The 21,606-nt window shown below is 65.0% G+C and carries 18 protein-coding genes, 1 tRNA gene, 3 pseudogenes and 1 riboswitch; of the genes and pseudogenes, 11 read left to right on the top strand and 11 right to left on the bottom strand.

Going from position 1 to position 21,606, the window contains the following annotated elements; genetic code table 11:
• Positions 1-107: 107 nt before the first annotated feature.
• From pimC to ACVWW1_RS27050, 3 genes are all read left to right on the top strand, one after another.
• On the top strand, positions 108-1,298 hold the full coding sequence (gene pimC, locus ACVWW1_RS27060; protein ID WP_456658020.1) for a pimeloyl-CoA dehydrogenase large subunit: 1,191 nt from the start codon (positions 108-110) through the stop codon (positions 1,296-1,298).
• Positions 1,299-1,460: 162 nt separating this feature from the next.
• A complete protein-coding gene (gene pimD / locus ACVWW1_RS27055) occupies positions 1,461-2,606 on the top strand; it encodes a pimeloyl-CoA dehydrogenase small subunit (RefSeq protein WP_456658019.1) in 1,146 nt (381 codons plus the stop codon).
• A gap of 73 nt (positions 2,607-2,679) precedes the next feature.
• A complete protein-coding gene (locus ACVWW1_RS27050; RefSeq protein ID WP_456658018.1) occupies positions 2,680-3,453 on the top strand; it encodes an SDR family NAD(P)-dependent oxidoreductase in 774 nt (257 codons plus the stop codon).
• A 280-nt stretch (positions 3,454-3,733) separates the two neighbouring features.
• Here ACVWW1_RS27050 and ACVWW1_RS27045 read toward each other — a convergent pair whose 3' ends face one another.
• Positions 3,734-4,942: an O-succinylhomoserine sulfhydrylase gene (locus ACVWW1_RS27045; RefSeq protein ID WP_456658017.1), complete on the bottom strand. Its 1,209-nt coding sequence runs from the start codon at positions 4,940-4,942 to the stop codon at positions 3,734-3,736.
• 76 nt (positions 4,943-5,018) lie between these two features.
• Positions 5,019-5,098: riboswitch (SAM riboswitch) on the bottom strand.
• A 133-nt stretch (positions 5,099-5,231) separates the two neighbouring features.
• Here ACVWW1_RS27045 and ACVWW1_RS27040 point away from each other — a divergent pair.
• The 3 genes and pseudogenes from ACVWW1_RS27040 (at position 5,232) to ACVWW1_RS27030 (ending at position 9,142) form a co-directional block, all read left to right on the top strand.
• A complete protein-coding gene (locus ACVWW1_RS27040; protein ID WP_171947862.1) occupies positions 5,232-6,338 on the top strand; it encodes a 2'-deoxycytidine 5'-triphosphate deaminase in 1,107 nt (368 codons plus the stop codon).
• A 186-nt stretch (positions 6,339-6,524) separates the two neighbouring features.
• Positions 6,525-7,580 carry a hypothetical protein gene (locus ACVWW1_RS27035; protein ID WP_456658016.1) on the top strand — a complete coding sequence of 352 codons (1,056 nt, stop codon included), beginning with the start codon at positions 6,525-6,527 and terminating at the stop codon, positions 7,578-7,580.
• Positions 7,581-7,698: 118 nt separating this feature from the next.
• Positions 7,699-9,142: pseudogene (locus tag ACVWW1_RS27030) on the top strand (MATE family efflux transporter).
• 179 nt (positions 9,143-9,321) lie between these two features.
• On the opposite strand, the gene ACVWW1_RS27025 reads toward ACVWW1_RS27030, so the two are convergent.
• The 3 genes and pseudogenes from ACVWW1_RS27025 to ACVWW1_RS27015 all read right to left on the bottom strand — a co-directional run bounded on the left by ACVWW1_RS27025 (position 9,322) and on the right by ACVWW1_RS27015 (position 11,031).
• Complete coding sequence (locus tag ACVWW1_RS27025) at positions 9,322-9,738, bottom strand: SRPBCC family protein (RefSeq protein ID WP_456658015.1); 417 nt, start codon at positions 9,736-9,738, stop codon at positions 9,322-9,324.
• Positions 9,739-9,774: 36 nt separating this feature from the next.
• Positions 9,775-10,135, bottom strand: a pseudogene (locus tag ACVWW1_RS27020) (VOC family protein).
• A gap of 56 nt (positions 10,136-10,191) precedes the next feature.
• Positions 10,192-11,031 (bottom strand): helix-turn-helix domain-containing protein, encoded by an 840-nt coding sequence (locus tag ACVWW1_RS27015; protein WP_456658014.1) that lies wholly within the window; start codon positions 11,029-11,031, stop codon positions 10,192-10,194.
• A gap of 259 nt (positions 11,032-11,290) precedes the next feature.
• Here ACVWW1_RS27015 and ACVWW1_RS27010 point away from each other — a divergent pair, with 259 nt between their 5' ends.
• The 3 genes from ACVWW1_RS27010 (at position 11,291) to ACVWW1_RS27000 (ending at position 13,320) form a co-directional block, all read left to right on the top strand.
• The gene (locus tag ACVWW1_RS27010; protein ID WP_456658013.1) at positions 11,291-12,811 is read left to right on the top strand and encodes a 4-amino-4-deoxy-L-arabinose transferase; all 1,521 of its coding nucleotides are present in this window, start codon (positions 11,291-11,293) and stop codon (positions 12,809-12,811) included.
• A gap of 108 nt (positions 12,812-12,919) precedes the next feature.
• A tRNA-Gly gene (locus ACVWW1_RS27005) sits at positions 12,920-12,993 on the top strand.
• 75 nt (positions 12,994-13,068) lie between these two features.
• Positions 13,069-13,320 (top strand): DUF3551 domain-containing protein, encoded by a 252-nt coding sequence (locus ACVWW1_RS27000; protein ID WP_176528784.1) that lies wholly within the window; start codon positions 13,069-13,071, stop codon positions 13,318-13,320.
• A 428-nt stretch (positions 13,321-13,748) separates the two neighbouring features.
• Here the strand turns inward: ACVWW1_RS27000 and ACVWW1_RS26995 are convergent, their stop codons facing one another.
• Entirely contained in the window at positions 13,749-14,768 is a 1,020-nt protein-coding gene (locus ACVWW1_RS26995) for an LLM class flavin-dependent oxidoreductase (RefSeq protein WP_456658012.1), read from the bottom strand.
• A gap of 246 nt (positions 14,769-15,014) precedes the next feature.
• Between ACVWW1_RS26995 and ACVWW1_RS26990 the strand changes: the two are divergent.
• Both ACVWW1_RS26990 and ACVWW1_RS26985 read left to right on the top strand, forming a co-directional pair.
• A pseudogene (locus tag ACVWW1_RS26990) lies at positions 15,015-16,182 on the top strand (NADH:flavin oxidoreductase/NADH oxidase).
• A gap of 38 nt (positions 16,183-16,220) precedes the next feature.
• Positions 16,221-17,150 (top strand): dihydrodipicolinate synthase family protein, encoded by a 930-nt coding sequence (locus ACVWW1_RS26985; protein WP_456658011.1) that lies wholly within the window; start codon positions 16,221-16,223, stop codon positions 17,148-17,150.
• Positions 17,151-17,156: 6 nt separating this feature from the next.
• On the opposite strand, the gene ACVWW1_RS26980 is transcribed toward ACVWW1_RS26985, so the two are convergent.
• From ACVWW1_RS26980 to ACVWW1_RS26955, 6 genes are all read right to left on the bottom strand, one after another.
• Positions 17,157-18,326 carry a cytochrome P450 gene (locus ACVWW1_RS26980; RefSeq protein WP_456658010.1) on the bottom strand — a complete coding sequence of 390 codons (1,170 nt, stop codon included), beginning with the start codon at positions 18,324-18,326 and terminating at the stop codon, positions 17,157-17,159.
• A gap of 108 nt (positions 18,327-18,434) precedes the next feature.
• Positions 18,435-19,232, bottom strand: coding sequence for a helix-turn-helix transcriptional regulator (locus tag ACVWW1_RS26975; protein ID WP_456658009.1), 798 nt, complete (start codon positions 19,230-19,232; stop codon positions 18,435-18,437).
• Positions 19,233-19,427: 195 nt separating this feature from the next.
• Positions 19,428-19,790: a nuclear transport factor 2 family protein gene (locus tag ACVWW1_RS26970; RefSeq protein ID WP_456658008.1), complete on the bottom strand. Its 363-nt coding sequence runs from the start codon at positions 19,788-19,790 to the stop codon at positions 19,428-19,430.
• Positions 19,791-19,884: 94 nt separating this feature from the next.
• Entirely contained in the window at positions 19,885-20,205 is a 321-nt protein-coding gene (locus ACVWW1_RS26965; protein ID WP_456658007.1) for a cupredoxin domain-containing protein, read from the bottom strand.
• An 11-nt stretch (positions 20,206-20,216) separates the two neighbouring features.
• Positions 20,217-20,738: a DUF4142 domain-containing protein gene (locus tag ACVWW1_RS26960; RefSeq protein ID WP_207834811.1), complete on the bottom strand. Its 522-nt coding sequence runs from the start codon at positions 20,736-20,738 to the stop codon at positions 20,217-20,219.
• A 94-nt stretch (positions 20,739-20,832) separates the two neighbouring features.
• Positions 20,833-21,522: an RNA polymerase sigma factor gene (locus ACVWW1_RS26955; RefSeq protein WP_456658006.1), complete on the bottom strand. Its 690-nt coding sequence runs from the start codon at positions 21,520-21,522 to the stop codon at positions 20,833-20,835.
• Positions 21,523-21,606 lie beyond the last annotated feature (84 nt).

Genomic DNA, 21,606 nt, shown 5'->3' with positions numbered 1-21,606 from the left:
GCACAAGCGGCAGCCGGCTTTGCCAATTCCGATGGCCGGTGGTTATGGTCCCGGCCTTCGCCGGGACGACCAGGAAAGAAGCAGTTGAACTTCAAAAGGAGGATCCGATGGATCTCGCTTTCACCAAGGAAGAGATAGCGTTTCGCGAGGAGGTACGGGAGTTCTTCAAGAACAACGTGCCGCCGGAGACCCGGCGCAAGCTGCAGGAAGGCCGCCATCTGTCGAAGGACGAGATGGTCACCTGGTGGCGCATCCTCAACAAGAAGGGCTGGGGCGTCACCCACTGGCCGAAGGAATATGGCGGCACCGGCTGGAGCACCGTGCAGCACTACATCTTCAACGAAGAGCTGCAGTCCTATCCGGCGCCGCAGCCGCTCGCCTTCGGCGTCAGCATGGTCGGCCCGGTCATCTACACCTTCGGCAACGAGAAGCAGAAGAAGGAATATCTGCCGCGCATCGCCAATGTCGACGACTGGTGGTGCCAGGGCTTCTCGGAGCCGGGCTCGGGTTCGGACCTTGCGTCGCTGAAGACCAAGGCCGAGCGCCGTGGCGACAAGTGGATCATCAATGGCCAGAAGACCTGGACCACGCTCGCCCAGCACGCCGACATGATCTTCTGTCTCTGCCGCACCGACAACAACGCGAAGAAGCAGATGGGCATCTCCTTCATCGTGTTCAGCATGAAGTCGAAGGGCGTCACCGTGCGCCCGATCCAGACCATCGACGGCGGCCACGAGGTCAACGAAGTGTTCTTCGACGACGTCGAGGTTCCCTACGAGAACCTGATCGGCGAGGAGAACAAGGGCTGGGATTACGCAAAATTCCTGCTCGGCAATGAGCGCACCGGCATCGCCCGGGTTGGCGTCTCGAAGGAGCGGCTGCGCCGCATCCGCGCGCTGGCCTCCAAGGTCGAGTCCGGCGGCCGTCCTGTCATCGAGGATCCGGCGTTCCGCGAGAAGCTCACGGCCTGCGAGATCGAGTTGAAGGCGCTCGAGCTCACCCAGCTTCGCGTCGTTGCCGACGAAGGCAAGCACGGCAAGGGCAAGCCCAATCCGGCGTCCTCGGTGCTCAAGATCAAGGGCTCGGAAATCCAGCAGACCACCACCGAGCTCCTGATGGAGATCATCGGTCCGTTCGCCGCGCCCTACGACGAGCACGGCGATGCCGGCTCGAACGAGAGCATGGATTGGACCGCCCAGATCGCGCCGAGCTACTTCAACAACCGCAAGGTTTCGATCTACGGCGGCTCCAACGAGATCCAGCGCAACATCATCAGCAAGGCGGTGCTGGGGCTTTAAGCCGCACATTGAGCTGTCGTCCCCCGCCTCGTGCGGGGGACCCAGTACGCCGCGGCGGTCATGGCAGACGACGACTGCCGGCGATTGCTGGATCCCCGCATTCGCGGGGATGACGAGTGGAGATCAGGGCAGGCGCCCGCGTGATTTTGGAGAGATGGTAAGATGGATTTTGATCTGTCCGAGGAGCAGCGGCTTCTCAAGGAAAGCGTCGACGGGTTGCTGGCGGATGCCTACGACTTCGATGCACGCAAGAAGTACATGAAGGAGAAGGGCGGCTGGAGCAAAGCGCTCTGGGGCAAGCTCGCCGAGCAGGGCCTGCTTGGTCTGCCTTTCGCGGAGACCGACGGCGGCTTCGGCGCCGGCGCGGTCGAGACCATGATCGTGATGGAAGCGCTCGGCAAGGCGCTGGTGGTCGAACCCTACCTCGCCACCGTCGTGGTCGCCGGCGGCTTCCTGCGTCATGGCGGCTCGGCCGAGCAGAAGGCCAAGCACATTCCCGGCATCATCGACGGCAGCAAGACCTTCGGCTTCGCGCAGCTCGAGAAGAACTCGCGCTACGACCTCTTCGACGTCGTGACCACGGCCAAGAAGAAGGGTGACGGCTGGGTGATCGACGGCGAGAAGTTCGTCGTGCTCAACGGCGAGAACGCCGACACCTTGATCGTGACCGCGCGCACCAAGGGCGGCCAGCGCGACAAGTCTGGCATCGGCGTGTTCCTGGTTCCGGCGGATGCCAAGGGCGTCACCAGGAAGGGCTATCCCACGCAGGATGGCCTGCACGCGGCCGACATCACCTTCACCAATGTCGAGGTCGGCGCGGATGCCGCGATCGGCGATCCCGAGAATGGCCTGCCCCTGATCGAGCGCGTCGCGGACGAAGCCCGCATTGCGCTGTGCGCGGAAGCCGTCGGCGCGATGGACGAGTCGCTGAAGGAGACCGTCGAGTACATCAAGACCCGCAAGCAGTTCGGCGTTGCGATCGGCTCGTTCCAGAGCCTGCAGCACCGCGCCGCCGACATGTTCGTCGCGCTGGAGCAGGCCCGCAGCATGTCGATGTTCGCGACCATGGCGTCGGACTTCAGCGATGCCAAGGAGCGTTCGTCCGCGGTCGCGGCCGCCAAGGTGCAGGTCGGCAAGTCCTTGAAGTTCGTCGGCCAGCAGTCGATCCAGCTTCATGGCGGCATCGGCATGACCATGGAGGCCAAGATCGGCCACTACTTCAAGCGGCTCACCATGATCGAGAACACGCTCGGCGATACCGACTACCACCTCCGTCGCGTTAGCGAGGGCGGCGGGCTGTTGGCCTGAGCCCACACATGTCATTCCGGGTTCGCGACTGCGTCGCGCCCCGGAATGACGGCGCATCCGGGAGGCAACAACAATGAAGAACACCCCGTTCGATCTCACCGGCCAGGTCGCGGTCGTCACCGGCTCGAGCCGCGGCATCGGCCGCTCCTCGGCGGAGCTGCTGGCAAAACTCGGCGCCAAGGTCGTGATCTCCTCGCGCAAGGCGGATGCCTGCCAGGAAGTCGCCGACGGCATCAAGAAGGCGGGCGGTGACGCGCTTGTCATCCCCTGCAATATCGCGCGCCGGGCGGAAGTCGAGGGACTGATCTCCGGCACGATCAAGCACTACAGCAAGATCGACATCCTGGTCTGCAACGCCGCAGTGAATCCCTATTACGGCCCGCTGCTCGACATCACGGACGAGGCCTTCGACAAGATCATGGGCTCCAACGTCAAGAGCAACATTTGGCTTTCCGCGCTGGCGATCCCGCAGATGGCCGAACGTGGCAAGGGCTCGGTCGTCATCATCTCCTCGATCGGCGGCCTGCGCGGCTCGACCGTGATCGGCGCCTACGGCATCTCCAAGGCGGCGGACTTTGCGCTGTGCCGCAGCCTCGCCGGCGAATGGGGCCCGAAGGGCGTGCGGGTCAATTGCGTGGCGCCGGGCCTGGTGAAGACCGATTTCGCCCGCGCGCTGTGGGAGGATCCGGACAATCTGAAGCGCCGCACCGCATCGACGCCGCTCCGCCGTATCGGCGAGCCCGACGAGATCGCGGGCGCGGTGGCCTATCTCGCCTCCGATGCCTCGACCTTCATGACCGGCCAGACCATCGTGGTCGACGGTGGCGTCACGACGGCGGCGACCTAGAGCATGATGAGATTAGGTTAGGCTGGAACAGCGTCGAAAGTTCACCTCTCCCTTGGGAGAGGTCGATTTGCGCAGCAAATCGGGTGAGGGGTTACGGTCTATCGAGAGAGCAAGAGCCCTCACCCGGATTGCTTCGCAATCCGGCCTCTCCCCAACGGGGAGAGGTGAACCGAGACCGCGCCAAGCCGATTCAACCAAAACTCATCCCGCGTTAGGTCTCACTTGCGAGAAGCCATCATGGCCGGGTTCAAGCCCGGCCATGATGCGTTCTAACTCTGCCTCAAACCTGCTCCAGCGCGCGCTCAAGATCCTCGATCAGGTCGTCAGGATGCTCGAGCCCGGCCGAGAAGCGAATAAAACCTTCGCTGATGCCGAGCTCGGCGCGGGCCTCCGGCGCCAGGCGCTGATGCGTCGTGGTCGCGGGATGCGTCACCAGACTCTTGGCATCGCCGAGATTGTTGGAGATGCGCGAGATCTTCAGCGCGTTGAGGCAACGGAAGGCGCCGGCCTTGCCGTCCTTGACCTCGAAGCCGACCAGCGTCGAACCGGCGCCCATCTGCTTCTTCACCGTTTCGGCCTGCGGATGATCGGGGCGGCCGGGATAGACCAGCCGCGTGATCTTCGGATGCTTCGCCAGCGCCTCGGCGATCTTCGCCGCGTTTTCGGTCTGCGCGCGGACGCGGATGCCGAGCGTCTCGAGCCCCTTCAGCAGCACCCAGGCGTTGAACGGCGACAGCGACGGGCCGGTCTGGCGCATGAAATTATGGATGTGCTCGGCGATGAAGGCCTCCGACGACAGGATGACGCCGCCGAGGCAGCGGCCCTGGCCGTCGATATGCTTGGTCGCGGAATAGACCACGACGTCGGCGCCGAGCGACAGCGGGCTCTGCCAGATCGGCGTCGCGAACACATTGTCGACGATCAGCCGGGCGCCGCCGCTATGCGCGATCTCTGCGATCGCGCCGATGTCGAGCACGTCGAGCGTCGGATTGGTCGGGCTCTCCAGGAAGAAGGTCTTGGTGTTGGGCCGCAATGCGCGCTGCCACTGGTCGAGATCGAGGCCGTCGACCAGCGTCGTCTCGATGCCGTAGCGCGGCAACAGGTCCTGCACCACGTAGAGGCAGGAGCCGAACAGGGCCTTCGACGCCACCACGTGATCGCCGGCCTTCAGCGGTGCGAGGATCGCGGTCGTTACCGCGGCCATGCCGGTCGCGGTCGAGCGCGCGGCTTCCGCGCCCTCGAGCTCGATCATGCGGCGCTCGAACACCGCAATGGTCGGATTGGAATAGCGCGAATAGATGAAGCCGGGATCCTGGCCCTTGAAGCGCGCCTCGCATTGCTCGGCGGTGTCGTAGACGTAGCCCTGGGTGAGAAACAGCCCCTCCGACGTCTCCCCGAATTGCGAGCGGAGCGTGCCGCCATGGACGAGGCGGGTTTCGGAACGAAGGTGGGCAGTAGACTTGGGCTCAGAAGACTTGGATTCAGACATGTGACCTCCGAAGTGGCCCTTTCCCCTGGAAAATGGCCACAAAAAAACCGGCCTGGAGCTACCTCCCCAAGCCGGGATCACACTGTCCCCGGCCTGTTTAGCGACTTATTTAACGTGGCTGCAAGCCGGCCGGCTCAAATCACCACGGGATAAGTGCAGCTGATATTCCCTCGCGCCCTTTCCGTCAAGACGGTCATCGGATAACCCGTAAAAGCCCATAATTTGGGGCTTGGTGGCCGCTCAGAGTATGATTTTGGGCCATCTCGAGGGATCGCCGAGGGACCGCGACGTGTCGTTCACGCTGGAAGATGAATCCAACGGAATCCTGCCCGACCGCATGATCGCGGAGATGGCGGAGGCCGGCCTCATTCTGCCCGCCTACGACTTCGTCGAGAGTCAGATCCAGCCGGCAAGCCTCGATCTTCGCCTCGGCGACATCGCCTACCGGGTTCGCGCCAGCTTCCTGCCGGGACCCGATGCCACCGTCGCGGAGCGGATCGACCAGCTGAAGCTGCACGAGATCGATCTCTCCGACGGTGCGGTTCTGGAGACCAATTGCGTCTACATCGTCCCGCTGCTGGAAAGCCTGGCGCTGCCGCCGGAGATCGTCGCCGCGGCCAACCCGAAGAGCTCGACCGGACGGCTCGACGTCTTCACCCGCGTGATCGCCGACGGCACCCGCCGCTTCGACATGATTGGCGCCGGCTATCACGGCCCGCTCTACGCCGAGATCAGCCCGAAGACGTTTCCCGTGTTGCTGCGCGAGGGCTCGCGGCTCAGCCAGGTCCGCTTCCGGATCGGCGAGGCGACCTTGACCGCCGACGAGCTCGATGCGCTGCATGCCGCCGAGCGGCTGGTCGATGCCGACAATGCCGATCTCACCCATGGCGTTGCGCTCTCGGTCGATCTCTCCGGCGAGAACTCGGGCGGCTTCGTCGGTTATCGCGCCAAGCGCCACACCGGCGTGGTCGATGTCGATCGCCGCGGCGGCTATTCGGTCGAAGAATTCTGGGAGCCGATCAAGGCGCGGCCCGATGGCAGCCTCATCCTCGATCCCGGCGAGTTCTACATCCTGGCGTCGAAAGAGGCCGTGCAGGTGCCGCCGGACTACGCCGCAGAGATGGTGCCGTTCGATCCGCTGGTCGGCGAATTCCGCGTCCACTATGCCGGCTTCTTCGATCCCGGCTTCGGCTATGCCGGCGCCGGCGGCAAGGGCGCGCGCGCCGTGCTGGAAGTGCGCTCGCGCGAGGTGCCGTTCATTCTCGAGCATGGCCAGATCGTCGGCCGCCTCGTCTATGAACGCATGCTCGAACGCCCCGACGCGCTCTATGGCCAGCGCATCGGCTCGAACTACCAGGCGCAGGGCCTGAAGCTCTCCAAGCATTTTCGCGTGTAGCGGAATTTCTCCGCCGTCATTCCCCGCGAAAGCGGGGAATCCAGTGCGCCGCGGCCTCTCAATAGACAACGCCCGTCTCTGGAATACTGGATCGCCCGATCGAGTCGGGCGATGACAGTGTGTGTGTTGGTTGCGCTGTCTCTTCGGCGATGACACAGTCCAGCAAACAACAAACCGGGAGTGAACATGAGCGCCGCAACAGATTCAGCGCAGCAGGAAGCGCAGTGGCGGAAGTGGCGCAGCGTCGCCGATCTCTATCACGCCTTCTTCACCGGGCTGATCCTCACCGTGGTCACGCGCCGCGGCACCGCCGACGCCGCCGAATTCGTCTTCCGCGTATTTCGCCGCCAGCAGCAGGAGCGCTTCCTGCCCGGCTTGAAGAAGCTCGGCCTCGACGGCCTGCCGCCGGCGGTCGCGGCCGCGCAATATCACTATCTCTCCAACTGGATCGGCGGCGTGCATGTCGAATACATGTACGAGTCCGACCGCAAGGCCTGGATCCGCTATCCGCCGCCGCGCTGGATCTGGAAGGGCACGGCGATCTGCGGCGTGCCCGGCGAGGTCTCGCGCGCGATGCTGCGCGGCTGGCACGCCAACAACGGTGTCGCGCTTGGCGATCTCAGGCTCGGCTTCGTCTGCACCAAGCAGAGCGTCGACGGCCAGGACGGACTCGAGGGCTATTACTTTGAATACGATCATCCGCTCGAACTCGACCAGCGCCTGGTGTTCGCGCGCCACCTCGAGGCGCCGCTGTTCGATTCCAGAACCGCGCCGGCATTGCCGGTCGACAGCTGGCCGAAACCGCGGCTGGAAAAGGCCTATCGCAACTACGCGATGGAATATGTGAAGACGGCCGCGCCTGTCATCGTGCAGGTGTTCGGCCCCGAGGATGCAAGCTATCTGCTGCGTCTCACCGGCAAGCTGATTGGCATGCAGTATTACGACGAGGTCGCGCAGGCGCTCGGTGGCCGTCGTGGCCGCGCCGCGGAATTTGCCGCATTCCTGCGCGTGCTCTTCGAGTCGCAGGATGATGTCGCTGACATCAGCGAGTCCGAGGGTCAGTTCGAGATCCGCCAGCAGGGCTGGAAGCTGATGGCCGATGTGGCCGATTATCACCCGGCCTGCGCCAGCGTTCTGACAGGCTTGTTCGAAGGGCTGGCAGCCGGCTGCGGACGGCATATTCCGGTGCATCTGAGGCCGAATGGCGCCGCCGGCGCGCCGTTCGTCTGGTCGGTCGGCTAGGTCAGAGGTTCACCTGCAATCACGCAGGCCCCCCTTGCGTCCCGCGCACGTGGAATCCGCGTTCGCCATGGTAGGGAAACACCATGGCGCGGCTCCCAGACTGCGCGCGGGAGTAGAAATGTCCGACCTCGGCCTCGCCGAAATACCTGTCGACGAACAAGAACGGCCGCTGCCGCCGCCGGTGACCAGGCCGGCGCGCAACGCGCTGCTCGACGGGCCGATTTTGCGCACGCTGTTGTGGCTGGCGTGGCCGAACGTGATCGCGCTCTCCGCCGGCACCTGCGTGGTGATCGCGGAGACCTCCTATATCGGCCGGCTCGGCGTCGAATCGCTCGCGGCGATGGCCCTGGTGTTTCCCTGCGTGATCCTGACCATGACGATGTCCGGTGGTGCGATGGGCGGCGGCGTCGCATCCGCGATCGCGCGCGCGCTCGGTGCCGGCGAGATCGAGCGCGCTTCGACGCTTGCAATGCATGCGCTGCTGATCGGATTGACGTTCGGTGCCACCTTCATGCTGGGCATGCTGACCTTCGGTCCGCGCCTGCTCGAATTGCTCGGCGGCCGCGGCAATGTGCTGGCGCAGGCGATCGCCTATTCGCAGATCTTCTTCGGCGGCGCGATCCTGCCCTGGCTGATGAACACGATGGCCGGCATCCTGCGCGGCACCGGCAACATGAAGCTGCCGTCGACCATGATCCTGTCCTCGGCGGTCTGGCAGATCATTCTCGGCGGCACGCTCGGCCTCGGCCTCGGGCCGGTGCCGCAATTCGGCATGCGCGGCGTCGCGGCGGGTTCGCTGATCGCCTATTCGATCAGCATCAGCGTGATGGGCTGGTACCTGTTCTCGGGCCGCGCCCCGCGTGAAGCCGAAACTTAAGGGGTTGCGCGTGCAATGGGCGATGTTCATCGACATCCTCAGGGTCGGCGCGGTCTCCTGCTTCTCGCCGTTGCAATCGGTTTTGACGATCTCGATCTTCACCCACATGCTGGCGCAGTTCGGCACCGCGGTGCTCGCCGGCTACGGCATCGGCGCGCGGCTCGAATTCATGCTGACCTCGGTCGCGTTCGCGGTCGGTATCGCCTCGGTGCCGATGATCGGCATGGCCGTTGGCGCCGAACGCGTCGCGCGGGCGCGGCGCATTGCCTGGACCGCGGGCACGCTGTCGTTCCTCTCGGTCGGCGTGGTCGGCAGCTTCATCGCCGTCTTCCCCGACCTCTGGGTCAACCTGTTCACCAATGATCCGCATGTCCGGGCGACCAGCCATCAGTACCTCTCGACCGCCGCGCCGATGTACGCTTTCATCGGCCTCGCAATGTCGATGTATTTCTCCTCGCAGGGTGCTGCGAAAGTGCTGGGTCCGGTGCTGGCGCAGACCGCGCGGCTGATCTTCATCGGCACGGGCGGCTGGTGGCTGTCGACCCATGAGGCGAGTGCGCAAGATTTCTTCGCACTCGCCGCCGCTTCGATGGGCGTGCTCGGCGTGCTCTCCTGTCTCAGCGTGATCCTGACGCGCTGGGGCCGATCTGCACCGGTCGCCGAGGCGCAACCGGTGCTGTCATAGGCTATTAGACCCGTCATCCTGAGGAGCGCGCAGCGCGTCTCGAAGGATCGACGGCCCGGTGTTTCGGCGTGCGCTCGTAGCAACAGCGAGGCTGTCGCCCTTCGAGACGGCCGCTTCGCGGCCTCCTCAGGGTGACGGTCATAGTTCGAAATGCGCGGCCAGTCGCATGACCTAGCGGGTCACGCCGCGTTCTTGTCCCGGGCCGACCGGGCCTGTGCGGCCTGCATCGCTGCCGCGCCAAGATCCATCTGGGCGTCCATGTAGGGCGCGATCTCGTGCGGCAGCACATCGGCGATCCACACCACCCGGCAGCGCGCGTCGCCTTCGGCAAACACCTGCACCGAGGCGGAGTGCTGTTTCACCCGCTCGCTGGTGATCGCATAGACCAGCCGTTGTCGCTTGTCGTCGCAATCGACCAGCGTCTCATGCGCCACAGTGCCGTTGGCGAAGGTGACGGTGCGGACGTCGCCGGCGAGTTGCGTGTCGGTGACGAAGCCCGGCACCAGCCGGGTATGCAGCGCGCCGAAATCGCGCAGTGCGTCCCAGACATGATCGGCCGGCGCGTCGATCGGGATGTCCTTGTGAATTGAAGCCATGGAATGTGGTCCTTTGATCAGGATGACGATTGAGACTTAGGTCGACACCGCCTCGACATTGTTGCCGTCGGGGTCGAGCAGGAATGCCGCGTAGTAGGTCGGGCTGTAGTCCTTGCGATGGCCCGCCGCGCCGTTGTCCTTGCCGCCGGCGTTCAGGCCCTCGGTGTGGAATTTCTTGATCGCGTCGTGGCTCGGGGCGCGGGAACGCGATGTGCGCGCCGCCCTGGGTCTTGCCCTTGTGCAGATGCAGCCAGAGCGCCGGTTCGCCCTTGGGGCCGAAGCCCGCGCCGCTGTCGTCGCGTGAGCAGAGCACGAAGCCGAGCGGCGCCAGCACCGCGGTGTAGAAGCGCACGCTGGCGTCGAGGTCGGCGACGCGCAATCCGATGTGGTCGTACATCATGGGGTCTCCAGTCGCTGGGCGCGTCGATGGACGCGCGGACCGGAAGAACCTAGCTATTGCAGCGCAAGGCGTTCTTGGAGAATCTTGCGGTCGCCGCGGGAGGCCTGGCGGAACTTCAGCGGCGAGGCACCGGCGGCGCGGTGGAAGCTGCGCACGAAATTGGAGAGATCGCCGAAGCCGACGTCATAGGCGATGTCGGTGACCGGGCTGTCGTCATCCACCAGCCGTCGCGCCGCATGGCGTAGCCGCGAGCGCACGAGATATTGATGCGGGGTCACGCCGAGCACCGCGGAAAACAGCCGCAGGAAATGGAAGGTGCTCAGGCCGGCCTGCTCCGCGGCATCGTCGAGGTCGATCTGATCGTGTGAATTGGCGTCGATCCACAGCGCCGCTTCAACGGCGCGGCGGCGGTCGCGCAGGCCGGCGGTGAGGGGCTTTGCCTTGCGGTCCGACACCAGCTCGACAAGACGGCTGGCGAGGAGGTGGCCGATCTCGTCGATCCCGACGTCGCTGTTGCCAGCTGCCGCCGTTTGGGCGAGTTCTCCGATCACCATCAATTCGGGCAGCGGCGGCACCGAGCCGACCTGCCAGACCGAGGTGCGGTCGCCGATCGTCTCGACCAGCTCCGGGTCCAGGAAGAACGACAGGCATTCGTCGCCGACCACATGGTCGTGCGTGCAGGTGTATTCATCGCCGGGATGGCCGACCAGGATCGAGCCTGCCACCAGCTCATGGAAGCGGCCGCGGCAATGGCAGCCGAAGCTGCCGCTGCGCACATAGGACACTGAGTGGCAGGCGAACTGCTCGACGAACGGTTTGTCGCCGGGCTCCGCCGTGCAGCGAAACTCGTTCACCGTGATGCGATCGCGCTGCAACAGTGTGGTCCGGGTCATACCCCAGATTTAGGCGTGCGGCCGCGGCGGCGCAACGCCGGCAAGATCACCATTGCCGCCACGCATGATCGCGGCGGTACCCCACGATCGCCTCGATCTCCCGGGGGGCCGCATCTCGCCCGCATCTGGAATCTTGACGTTCGGTTAAGCATGTCACAGCTGGACTGTGCGGCCCGACGAGCCTCCGGTCACGCATCTTAAAGGCTTTGCCCGCTATCTGGTCGCCGGCATGCTGCTCGAAAAAACGATCGGCGGAACGATGACGAGCACGAGCGCCGAAGCCGCGCCCGGCAGCGCAGGCATGGCCGGGCGCGCGAGCGGGCGTGTTCACCCGCTCTTCGCGTTGCTGCTGCTGGCGTTGGTGTTGCGCCTTGCGGCCGCCGTCTGGCCCAACGTGATCTATCCCGACGAGACCTTTCAGTATCTCGAGCCGGCGTGGCGGATGCTCGGCCATGACGGCATCTTGACATGGGAATGGCGCGACGGCATTCGCGGCTGGTTCCTGCCGACATTGATGGCCGGGCCGGTTGCCCTCGGCGATGCGATTGTGCCTGGTGGCGCGGGTGCGTTCCTGGTGCCGCGTCTGATCGCCGCATGCGCGTCGCTGTCGATCGTGGTCAGCGCCTGGTTCCTTGGCGCGCGGGTCTCGCGAACCCATGCCGTCGTCACGGCCTTCGCGGCCACGGTCTGGTTCGAATTGATCATGCTCGCGCCACACACATTGGGCGAGCCGCTGGCGACAGCGCTCCTCGTTCCGGCGGCGCTGCTGGTCACCGATGATCCGTCACAGCGGCGTCTCGCGATTGGCGGTGCCTTGCTCGCCTTCGCCTTTGTCTGCCGCTTCCAATTTGCGCCGGCCATCGCCGTGCTGGCCCTCGGGGCGTGCTGGGCACGCTGGCGAAATCTGGTTCCGCTGGTCGCCGGCGGGCTCGTTGCGCTGCTGCTCGCCGCCGCGATCGACCTGGCGCATGGCAGCGTGCCGTTCGCCTGGCTGATCGCCAACATCAGGGAAAACCTTGTCCACGATCGCGCCATCGAATTCGGCGTGTCGCCGCCGTCGGCCTATCTGATCGACTTCATGACCGTCTGGTCTGTGGCGATCCTGCTCCCGCTTGCTGCGATCTGGCGCGGCTGGCGGCACGCACCGTTGCTCGCGACCGTGGCGCTGGTCAACCTCGCCTTCCACAGCCTGATTGCGCACAAGGAATACCGCTTCATCTTCCTGTCTGTGGTGCTGTTCACCATTGTTGCGGCGCTGGGATCGGCCGATTGGATACAATGGCTGCGTGCGAAAGCCAAGTGGCGCCGCTGCGCACTCCCGATCGTCCTCGGCGGCTGGGCGCTGTTGTCAGTAGCGCTGGCCGGCGCCAGCGAAGATATGCGCGAGTACTGGACGCGCGGCGTCGGTGCTGCGCGGCTCGCGGCTGAGCTGCGCAGCGATCCGCAGATGTGCGGCCTTGCGCTTTACGACGTTCGCTTCCAGCAGTTGCCGGGGCGGGAACGATTGGTCGGCCCGGTGCCGCTCTATGCGCTGCAGCCCGCCGATCCGCTCGCCGAGCTGATCCTGCCGCCGCTGCTGCTGCGGGCGACCAAGCCGGCCTTCAACCGCATCCTTGCGCGGCCCGAGGCCGCAGGCGATCTACCGGCGGATTTTTCACGGCAAAGCTGTGCCCGCGTCGGCTTCAGCGATGCCTGCATCTATACACGCGGCGGAAGCTGCGACGCATCCGCCGCGACGCCCTTTGTGATCAATGACGTGCTTGTGAGGATGGGCTGGTAGCAGGTGGCGGCGCGGCGATCGGTGTCAATGCACGCTTGATCCTCTGCCTCGGCCCGGGCTATGGTCCGCCGGTCGTACCCGCAGGGGCGACCTCAAGCAATTGAGATCGCGGGCGTAGTTCAATGGTAGAACGGCAGCTTCCCAAGCTGCATACGAGGGTTCGATTCCCTTCGCCCGCTCCAGCCCCAAGGCTAAATTGCGCGGGATAGTCCTGTCGGCAAGACAATGTGTTTCACGGCAATAGCAGGAGACTCGACGTGAGGTTGCTTGGAGCGCTGCTGTTCGCGCTGGGCGCGCTTTGCATGACGAAGCCGGCATCGGCACAAATGTATGATCCTCGCTATCCCGTCTGCATGCGTGTCTACGGGGAACTGGTCGGCGACCGAATGGATTGTATCTTCATGTCGATGAAGGAGTGCCAGGCCGGCGCTGCGGGCAATCCGGCAACCTGCCTGGTTAACCCCTTTTATGCGCCAAGGCCGGTGCGTCCCGGCAAGCCTGAACGATGACCTTTTCCGCTCGTATCCGCGAGCGTTCATTTGAGATCGATGTATGGAATGGTGGCTCTACGCGCTGTTCGCGATTGTTCTGATCGGATGCGTATTTGTCGTTCGCGCCCGTCGCGGCAGGAATTCGAGCGAGGATCAGGAACTGAACCGGCGGATTGACGAGCGTGTCGATCGTCTCGATCTCACGCGCCGCAATCGCGATCGGGATTCCTGACCTGGGCAAATCCACAAACTGGCCGCGCGGGATGATCCCGGGATATTACGGCGGTCTGTTCACGCAACGTGCGCGCCTAACGCACTGTACTCGACCTGTTCTTCTCACAACGCGCAGTTATGTTTCCGTAGTTCTCCGCGTTTGAGAACGGAGTTCCGCTGGAACTCGGGAGCGGCCGGCAAGTGGCCGAGGGTGCATCATCCTTCGGGGGTGATCAGCGCCATCCCATGGCGGGCGCGACGTGAGTCAAAATGCTCTCGATCACATGTGCGTTGTAGGCGACGCCGAGTTGATTGGGCACCGTCAGCAGCAGGGTGTCGGCCTCCGCGATCGCCTCGTCTGTCTTGAGCTGCTCGATCAGTTTCTCCGGCTCGGCGGCGTAGCCGCGGCCGAAGATCGCGCGCGTCCGCTCGTCGATGAAGCCGATCTGGTCTTCCTCCTGCCCGTTGCCGAAATAGGCGCGGTCGCGGTCGTCGACCAGCGCGAAGATGCTGCGGCTCACCGAGACCCGCGGCTCGCGGCTGTGACCGGCTTCCTTCCAGGCGGCGCGGTAGGCCCGGATCTGGGCGGCCTGCTGGATATGGAAGGCCTCTCCGGTCTCGTCGCTCTTCAGCGTCGAGCTCTGCAGGTTCATTCCGAGCTTCGCGGCCCAGACCGCGGTGGCGTTCGAACCGGCGCCCCACCAGATGCGCTCGCGCAAGCCTTCCGAGAGCGGTTCGAGCCGCAGCAGGCCGGGCGGATTGGGAAACATCGGCCGCGGATTCGGCTGCGCAAAACCTTGTCCGCGCAGCATGTCGAGGAATATCTCGGCATGACGGCGGCCCATGCCGGCGTCGCTCTCGCCTTCGCCCGGCTGATAGCCGAAATAGCGCCAGCCATCGATCACCTGTTCGGGTGAGCCGCGGCTGATGCCGAGTTGCAAACGTCCCCTCGCGATCAGGTCGGCCGCGCCGGCGTCCTCGATCATGTAGAGCGGATTTTCGTAGCGCATGTCGATCACGGCGGTGCCGATCTCGATCCGGCTGGTCTTCGCGCCGACCGCCGCCAGCAGCGGGAAGGGCGAAGCCAGCTGGCGTGCAAAGTGATGGACGCGAAAATACGCGCCGTCCGCGCCGAGCTCTTCGGCGGCGACCGCGAGGTCGATGGATTGCAGCAGCACATCCGCGGCCGAGCGGGCCTGGGATTGCGGGGAGGGCGTCCAGTGCCCGAACGAGAGGAATCCGATTTTTTTCATGTCGGCAATGTAGGCATGTCAGGCGCGAATTGCGATCCGTGGCGTGACCCGGCGATGTCGGAAAATGTTTACCAACCGGGACAAATTTGTGCAGCAGGTGTTGCGGGTTTGTGGATCGCGCCGCTGTGGACGCGCTGCATGCGCGCTGGTCTTGCCGCCTGCGCTGCGGGCGCGGCTTGCGATCAGCTCGCGCGCCGCCTAGTTTTCCGCCGCCATTTTCCCGCCACCACGTTCCCGCAGGACCCGATGTCGCAGCCGTTTCTGTTTCAGCCGATCACGCTTCGCGGCGTGACTTCCCGAAACCGCATCCTGATTTCACCGATGTGCCAGTACTCGGCAACCGACGGCCTCGCCAATGACTGGCACCTCGTGCATCTCGGCAAGTTCGCCCAGGGCGGCGCCGGGCTCGTGATGGTCGAGGCCGCGGCGGTCACCGCCGAAGGACGCATCACCCACGGCGATGTCGGCATCTGGAACGACGAGCAGATCGCGCCGCTCGAACGCATCGCCGCCTTCCTGAAGGACAACGGCGCGGTGCCCTCGATCCAGCTCGCGCATGCAGGCCGCAAGGCTAGCATGCAGCGCCCCTGGTACGGCAATGCCGCACTCGACGAGGCCGACTGCGCCCGCGGCGATCTGCCGTGGCGCACCGTGGCGCCGAGCGCGATCCCCGATGGAGGAAGGCTGGCTGATGCCGCACGCGCTCGACGTGGACGAGCTCGCCGCTTTGCGCGAGGAATGGCGGCGCGCCACCTTGCGTGCGGTGGAGGCCGGCTTCGAATTCGTCGAGGTGCATTGCGCGCATGGCTATCTCCTGCACGAATTCCTGTCGCCATTGTCGAACCGCCGCAGCGACGCCTATGGCGGCGACCGCGCCGGGCGGATGCGCTATCCGCTCGAGATCATCGAGACCGTGCGCGCCGCCTGGCCCGCGGAGCGGCCGCTGGCGGTACGCATCTCCTCGGTCGATGGTGTCGATGGCGGCCTGACGCTCGAGGATCAGATCGCATTCGCGCGCGAAGCCAGGGCGCGTGGTGTCGATCTGATCGATTGTTCGTCGGGCGGCCTGCTCGGCTCGGCAACCGCGGCGCGGATTCCGCGCGGCTATGGCTTCCAGGTGACTTATGCGGACGAGATCCGCCGCACCGCCGAGGTCGCCACCATCGCGGTCGGCCTGATCCTGCATCCGCAGCAGGCGGAGGATGTCCTGGCGGGCGGCCAGGCCGATCTGGTCGCGATCGGGCGCGAGGCGCTGTTCGATCCGAACTGGCCGCTGCATGCCGAGCTTGCGCTCGGCGGCGGGGGCGGCGAGGTGTTCGCGTCCTGGCCGAAGCAGTATGGTTGGTGGCTGGAGCGCCGCGAGCCGGGCCTGCGCAGGCTCGAAGGTCCGCCGCTGCCGTTCCGCAAGGTGTGACGGATCGAGCTGCGACAGATGATGTGGGAGGATTTGACATGACGATTTCGGCACAGCGTCCCTATCGCGGCGTCTTTCCGGTGGCGCCCACCATCTTCGACGCCGGCGGCAACCTCGATCTCGACGGACAGCGGCGCTGCATCGATTTCATGATCGATGCCGGCTCGCACGGCATCTGCATCCTCGCCAACTTCTCCGAGCAGTTCGTGCTGACCGATGCCGAACGCGAGACCGTGATGCATGCCGTGCTCGAGCACGTCGCGGGCCGCATTCCCGTGATCGTCACCACCACGCATTTTTCCTCGGCAGTGTGCGCCGCGCGCAGCCGCGAGGCGGAGGCCGCCGGCGCCGCGATGGTGATGATCATGCCGCCCTATCACGGCGCGACCTTCCGCGTTGGCGAGCCGGGCATCTACGAGTTCTATCGGGTGGTGTCGGATGCCATCAACATCCCGATCATGATCCAGGATGCGCCGGTCGCCGGCACGCCGCTCTCAGTGGACTTCCTGGCGCGGATGGCGAAAGAGCTCGCCAATGTCAGGTACTTCAAGATCGAGGTGCCGATGGCGGCCAACAAGCTGCGCGGCCTGATCGAGAAGGGCGGCAGCGTGATCGAGGGGCCGTGGGACGGCGAGGAGGCGATCACGCTGATGGCCGATCTCGATGCCGGCGCCACCGGCGCGATGACCGGCGGCGGCTATCCCGACGGCATCCGCCAGATCATGGATCCGTTCTTCGCCGGCCGCCGCGACGAGGCCGTGCAGGCCTATGCGCGCTGGCTGCCGCTGATCAACTACGAGAACCGCCAATGCGGGCTGCAGGCCTGCAAGGTGCTGATGCGCGAGGGCGGCGTCATCAAGTCGGACGCGGTGCGGCACCCGTTGCAACCGCTGCATCCGGCGACGCGCGCCGGGCTGATCGAGATCGCGCGCACGCTCGATCCGGTCGTGCTGCGCTGGGGGCGATAAGAGCGCTTACGCGTCCCACGTCACGGGCAAATCCAGCAGGCCGCGGAACGCCCAGCCGCCGATCCGGGGCGGCTTGTCCGCAATCAGGCGCAGATTCATCAGCCTGTCGAAAATCGCCGGCAGCGCGACGTCGGCGACCATGGCGCGCGAGGCCCATGCGCCGGCGCAGAAATGCGGACCGGCGCCGAACGCGATGCTCTTGCTGGCGTCGCGGCGCACATCGAATGCATCAGGCCTGTCGAAATGCTTCTCGTCGCGGTTGGCCGAGCCGAACATCAGGAACACGCGTTCGTTGGTCTCGAATGCAACGTCTCTGATCGTCCAGGGTCTTGCGATCCGCCGCGGCGACATCCCGATCGGCGAGATCCAGCGCGCATATTCCTCGAACGCCTGCAGCCACGAGATCGCACCGCTCATTGCCAGCGCCAGCTGATCCGGGTGGGTCAGCAGCGCCCACACGGTGCCGGCGATCGCGTCGCGCGGTTCGTTCTGGCCCCCCGAGATCGCGAGCTTGATGTTGGCGCGCACGCTTTCCATCGGCATGTCGGTCTGCAGCAGCACGCCGAGCAGGCTGAGGTCGGGCGTCTTGCGCAGTCTAGGGACCATGTCGTCGATCGCGGCGTCGATGCCCGAGGTCGCCGCATGGCAGCGCGCCTCGATCGCGGGATCGCCGGTGTAATTGGCGATGCCGTCGATCATGCCCTGCGACCACGCGTTCATGTCCTGGAAGCGCATGTTGGTGAGGCCGGTGATCGATTTCAGGCATTCGGCCGAGAACGGCAGCGCGAAGGCCTGCACGAAATCGACCACGCCGTCCGGCGTCAACTCATCGAGGATGCGCGTCGCGTGTCCGGCGAACTGTGCGGTCCAGTGCGATCTGACGGTCTTCGGCGAAATCGCAGGGAAGATCGCCTTGCGCTCGTTCATGTGCGCATCGCCGTCCTTGCGCATCATGTTGTGGCCCATGAGCTTGTTCATCAGCCCCTCGGGCTGGTGCGAGGAGAACACGTCGATCTGCTTCTCGGAGACGAAGATATCGTCGCGGTTGCACAGCAGCGTGCTGCCGAGCTGCGGCACGAAGGCGATCGGCGCCTCCTTGCGCATGCGCGCCAGCGTCGGATAGGGATCCTGCCAGAAGGCGGGGACGTCGATGTCGAAATGGGGAGCGGTGCTCACGGTGCGATCTCGGGTTGGTCTCAGGATTCCGAACCGAGCATAGGCCGGCAGACGCTGCCGGTCTGTCCCCACCGTTGGGGACAGAGGGGGCGCGGCCGCTTGGCCTCTTCAATTCAGCTGGCGTGCCGACGCCATCAGGCGCAGTGCGATCGCGAACAGCTCGTTCTGCGAGGAGATGCCGAGCTTGTCATAGGCGCGCTTGCGATAGGTGAGGGCGGAGTGCAGCCCGATGCCGAGCTCGGCCGCGATCGCTTCCGAGCTGAGGCCCGAAACGATGCCCAGGCAGACCTCCTTCTCGCGGCCGGTCAGTCTGGCGAGCGGTTCGGCGGTCGCAAACAGGGTCTTCAGCCGCGCGATCGGATCGGCATCCGCTGCCGGGTCGCGCTGGAAGTGCCGCGCCACGGCTGCGGTCAACGCGGGCGCGACCGCGGCGAGGCGCGCGATCTGCTCGCGGCTGAAGCGGCCTTGCGCGGTGATCTGGTAGAAATTGACGTAGAAGCAGGTGTCGCCTGTCCAGATCGCAGAGGCGAACTTGTCGACGATGTCGGAATCGTCGAAGAAAATCTTCCGATAGCCGTCGCTGTACATCCGGCGCGCAAAGGCGGGCAGCACGATCGGCACGGCTTGCGCCTTGCCCTCGAACACCGCGTCGCGGTTCGGGTCAGCCTGATGGAAATGTTCGGAATAGGCGATCCCGAGGTCGCGTCCGGTCGGGATGTTGCCGACGTCGAGCAGGCACGCGGCGGACCGCGGACCTGTGAACGAGAACACCATGCAGTGACCGACACCGGCGACGCGGCGTAGTGCGCTGATCAGGGCTTGCGGAAAGCCGTCGCGGCCGATCGCCAGCAGCGCCGGCGTGATGTCGCTGACGACAGAAGTCTTGAAGGCGTAATCTGCCTTCATGGCGTCCTCCCTGTGTTTCGGGAAGACTAGCAGCGACATCGCGGGAGTGGAAGTTCCCTCGTCATTCCCCGGTGCGCAATTGCGCACCTGAGGGCGACGCGCAGCGTCGAGCCCGGAATCCATTTCACCATAAAGTTCGCGGCCCGATGGATTCCGGGCTCAGCCCTTCGGGCTGCCCCGGAATGACGGAGTCCGTCAGGCGCCCGGCACCTGGTCAAGGAAGCCGGTGATGCTTCTGATCCGGCCGTCCTTCAGCATGACGAAGTCGGTGCCCTTGATCGGGCTGTCGACGCCGTTGGGCCCGAGGCCCCAGGAGAAGCGGACATGGTCGCCGAAGCCGTTCGGCTCGCCGATCAGCTTGAACGTGAAGTCCGGAAACTTCTGCTGCACGCCCGCGATCAGCGCGTCGACGCCGTCATGGCCGTCGCCGCTCATCATCGGGTCGACATAACGCGCGTCGGCGGTCCAGTTCTCGCTCAGCATCTCGCGCCGCCGGCTCGGCGTCCGCTCGTTCCAGAGCTCGATATAGCGGCGGGCGATGGTCGTGTGGTCGGTCATGGTGCTCTCCTTCTGAAGTGCCGGACTGTGCGGCTGTCCGGACTATCGAAGGTTCGCGTGCGCCGATCGATTACCTCGCAGGTCATCGCGCAAGTCATGGCGCGATGGTCAGCACCGCCTTCATGTTGGGGTGGTAGCGGCAGTAATAGTCGACAGTACCGGCTTTGCTCAGAACCGACCTGGCCGTCTTGTTCGGCGCAATCGTCACGTCGAAGTCGCCGTTCTTCGCGGTGGCGGTGTGCGCCAAGACGTCCCTGTTGACCCATTCGATGGTGTCGCCGACCTTGGCCGATACCTCGGCCGGCGAGATCACCAAATTCTCCATCACGATCTGGATGGTGGCTGCGTGCGCCGGAACAGCCATCGCGCCGAGCGCGAGCAAAGCCAGCGTTGCGAGATAGCGTCCGGGTGACATCGCGCGTCTCCTTACTTCATGCTCGCCGCAACATGTTCGGCATGCTGCTCGTGGCCCTGGAAGATCTTAAGGCCGGTCTGCAGCAGGCTCTTCAGCTCGGGATTGCTCGCCGAGGGGATCAACTGTGTCTCCAGCGCGGTGTTGACGGTCTTGTGGTAGGCGACCTCGTTGTCGATATAGGCCTTGTCGTAGGCTGAGCCCTTCAGCTTGCCGAGCTCGGCGAGCTTGTCGGCCGCCTGCTTCGACAGCGCCTTGCTGGTGTCGTTGTCCTCCGGCGTCACCTTGAGCTTCTTGACGAGGTCGAGCGCCTGCTTGTTCACCGCCTCATGGTCGCGCGCCATGTCCTTGGCGAACGCCTTGACGTCCTTGTTGGAAGCTTTGGTCTCCGCCTGCTTGGCGGCGTTGATGTCGATCACACCTGCCGTGTAGGCGATGTGCGCGATCTGCGGATCGGTCAGCTTGGCGCCTTGGGCCAGCGCAGCGCCGGTGAAAACGCTGAGCGCGGCGACCGCGATGCTCAATCGAACGAACATGGTTTGACACTCCTGTTGAGCCGGGCGTAGCGCACGGCACGTCGTTGCTTGCACAGGAGTTGGATGGTGCGGACGGCCAGAGGTTCCCAAGAATCTATATTGTGACGCCGAGCCGCTTCAGAACCGCCTCGGTCAATCGCTCGCAGCGCCGGCCCGCGAAGGGAAAGGCCTCCATCACGATGGGGCCGATCTTCCGTTCGACATTGTCGCGCAGCATGGTCCGGGCACGGTGCAGGCGCGTCTTCACGGTCTCCGGCTTGAGGCCGAGGATATCAGCGGTCTCCTCGACATTCATGCCCTCGATCACGCGGGTGATAAAGACGAGCCGGAACGCCTCGGGCAGCTCATCGATCGCGTGCTCGACAACATGCTGGATTTCGCGCTGGGCCATGGATTTTTCCGGATCGTCCGCTGACGACAGCGGGAACGGGATGATTTGGGCTTCAACGGCGCCTTTCGGCAGCTCGGACCACTCCACGCTTGCGTGTTTGCTGCGCAGGCGGCCGAGCGCCTCGTTCATCGCGATCCGCGACAGCCAGGTCGAGAGGCTGGAGTCACCCCGGAACTGGTCCAGATGGCTGAAGGCGCGCACATAGGCGTCCTGAACCACATCCTCGGCCTCATTGTCGTTGCGGAGGATGCCGCGCGCCAGCCGGAACAGCCGGCGATTATTCGCCTGCATGATGGCACGGATCGCGGCCTCGTCGCGGGCAAGCGCGCGCTGCACGAGCTCGGCATCGCCTGAGCGGATCGGCGGCAGGGACGTTACACGGGCCTGGCGCATGGCGGGATCACCCTCACTGTTGGCGGTATATTACCATTGGATGCCAACCGGCCGTACAGGTTCCCGAGAAAATGGCGATCGGCC

This window comes from Bradyrhizobium sp. JR3.5 (assembly GCF_054057015.1).
The sequence above is the reverse complement of the archived record's forward strand: the minus strand, read 5'-3'. Positions and strand labels throughout refer to the sequence as shown.

Excerpts from the sequence above, each read along its gene's own strand:
- ACVWW1_RS26965 (WP_456658007.1), bottom strand. The coding sequence starts at position 20,205 with ATGTCACCCGGACGCTATCTCGCAACGCTGGCTTTGCTCGCGCTCGGC.
- pimC (WP_456658020.1), top strand. The coding sequence starts at position 108 with ATGGATCTCGCTTTCACCAAGGAAGAGATAGCGTTTCGCGAGGAGGTA.
- ACVWW1_RS26985 (WP_456658011.1), top strand. The coding sequence starts at position 16,221 with ATGACGATTTCGGCACAGCGTCCCTATCGCGGCGTCTTTCCGGTGGCG.
- ACVWW1_RS27025 (WP_456658015.1), bottom strand. The coding sequence starts at position 9,738 with ATGGCTTCAATTCACAAGGACATCCCGATCGACGCGCCGGCCGATCAT.
- ACVWW1_RS27010 (WP_456658013.1), top strand. The coding sequence starts at position 11,291 with ATGACGAGCACGAGCGCCGAAGCCGCGCCCGGCAGCGCAGGCATGGCC.
- ACVWW1_RS27050 (WP_456658018.1), top strand. The coding sequence starts at position 2,680 with ATGAAGAACACCCCGTTCGATCTCACCGGCCAGGTCGCGGTCGTCACC.
- pimD (WP_456658019.1), top strand. The coding sequence starts at position 1,461 with ATGGATTTTGATCTGTCCGAGGAGCAGCGGCTTCTCAAGGAAAGCGTC.
- ACVWW1_RS26960 (WP_207834811.1), bottom strand. The coding sequence starts at position 20,738 with ATGTTCGTTCGATTGAGCATCGCGGTCGCCGCGCTCAGCGTTTTCACC.
- ACVWW1_RS26975 (WP_456658009.1), bottom strand. The coding sequence starts at position 19,232 with ATGAAGGCAGATTACGCCTTCAAGACTTCTGTCGTCAGCGACATCACG.
- ACVWW1_RS26995 (WP_456658012.1), bottom strand. The coding sequence starts at position 14,768 with ATGAAAAAAATCGGATTCCTCTCGTTCGGGCACTGGACGCCCTCCCCG.
- ACVWW1_RS27045 (WP_456658017.1), bottom strand. The coding sequence starts at position 4,942 with ATGTCTGAATCCAAGTCTTCTGAGCCCAAGTCTACTGCCCACCTTCGT.
- ACVWW1_RS27015 (WP_456658014.1), bottom strand. The coding sequence starts at position 11,031 with ATGACCCGGACCACACTGTTGCAGCGCGATCGCATCACGGTGAACGAG.
- ACVWW1_RS26970 (WP_456658008.1), bottom strand. The coding sequence starts at position 19,790 with ATGACCGACCACACGACCATCGCCCGCCGCTATATCGAGCTCTGGAAC.
- ACVWW1_RS26955 (WP_456658006.1), bottom strand. The coding sequence starts at position 21,522 with ATGCGCCAGGCCCGTGTAACGTCCCTGCCGCCGATCCGCTCAGGCGAT.
- ACVWW1_RS27035 (WP_456658016.1), top strand. The coding sequence starts at position 6,525 with ATGAGCGCCGCAACAGATTCAGCGCAGCAGGAAGCGCAGTGGCGGAAG.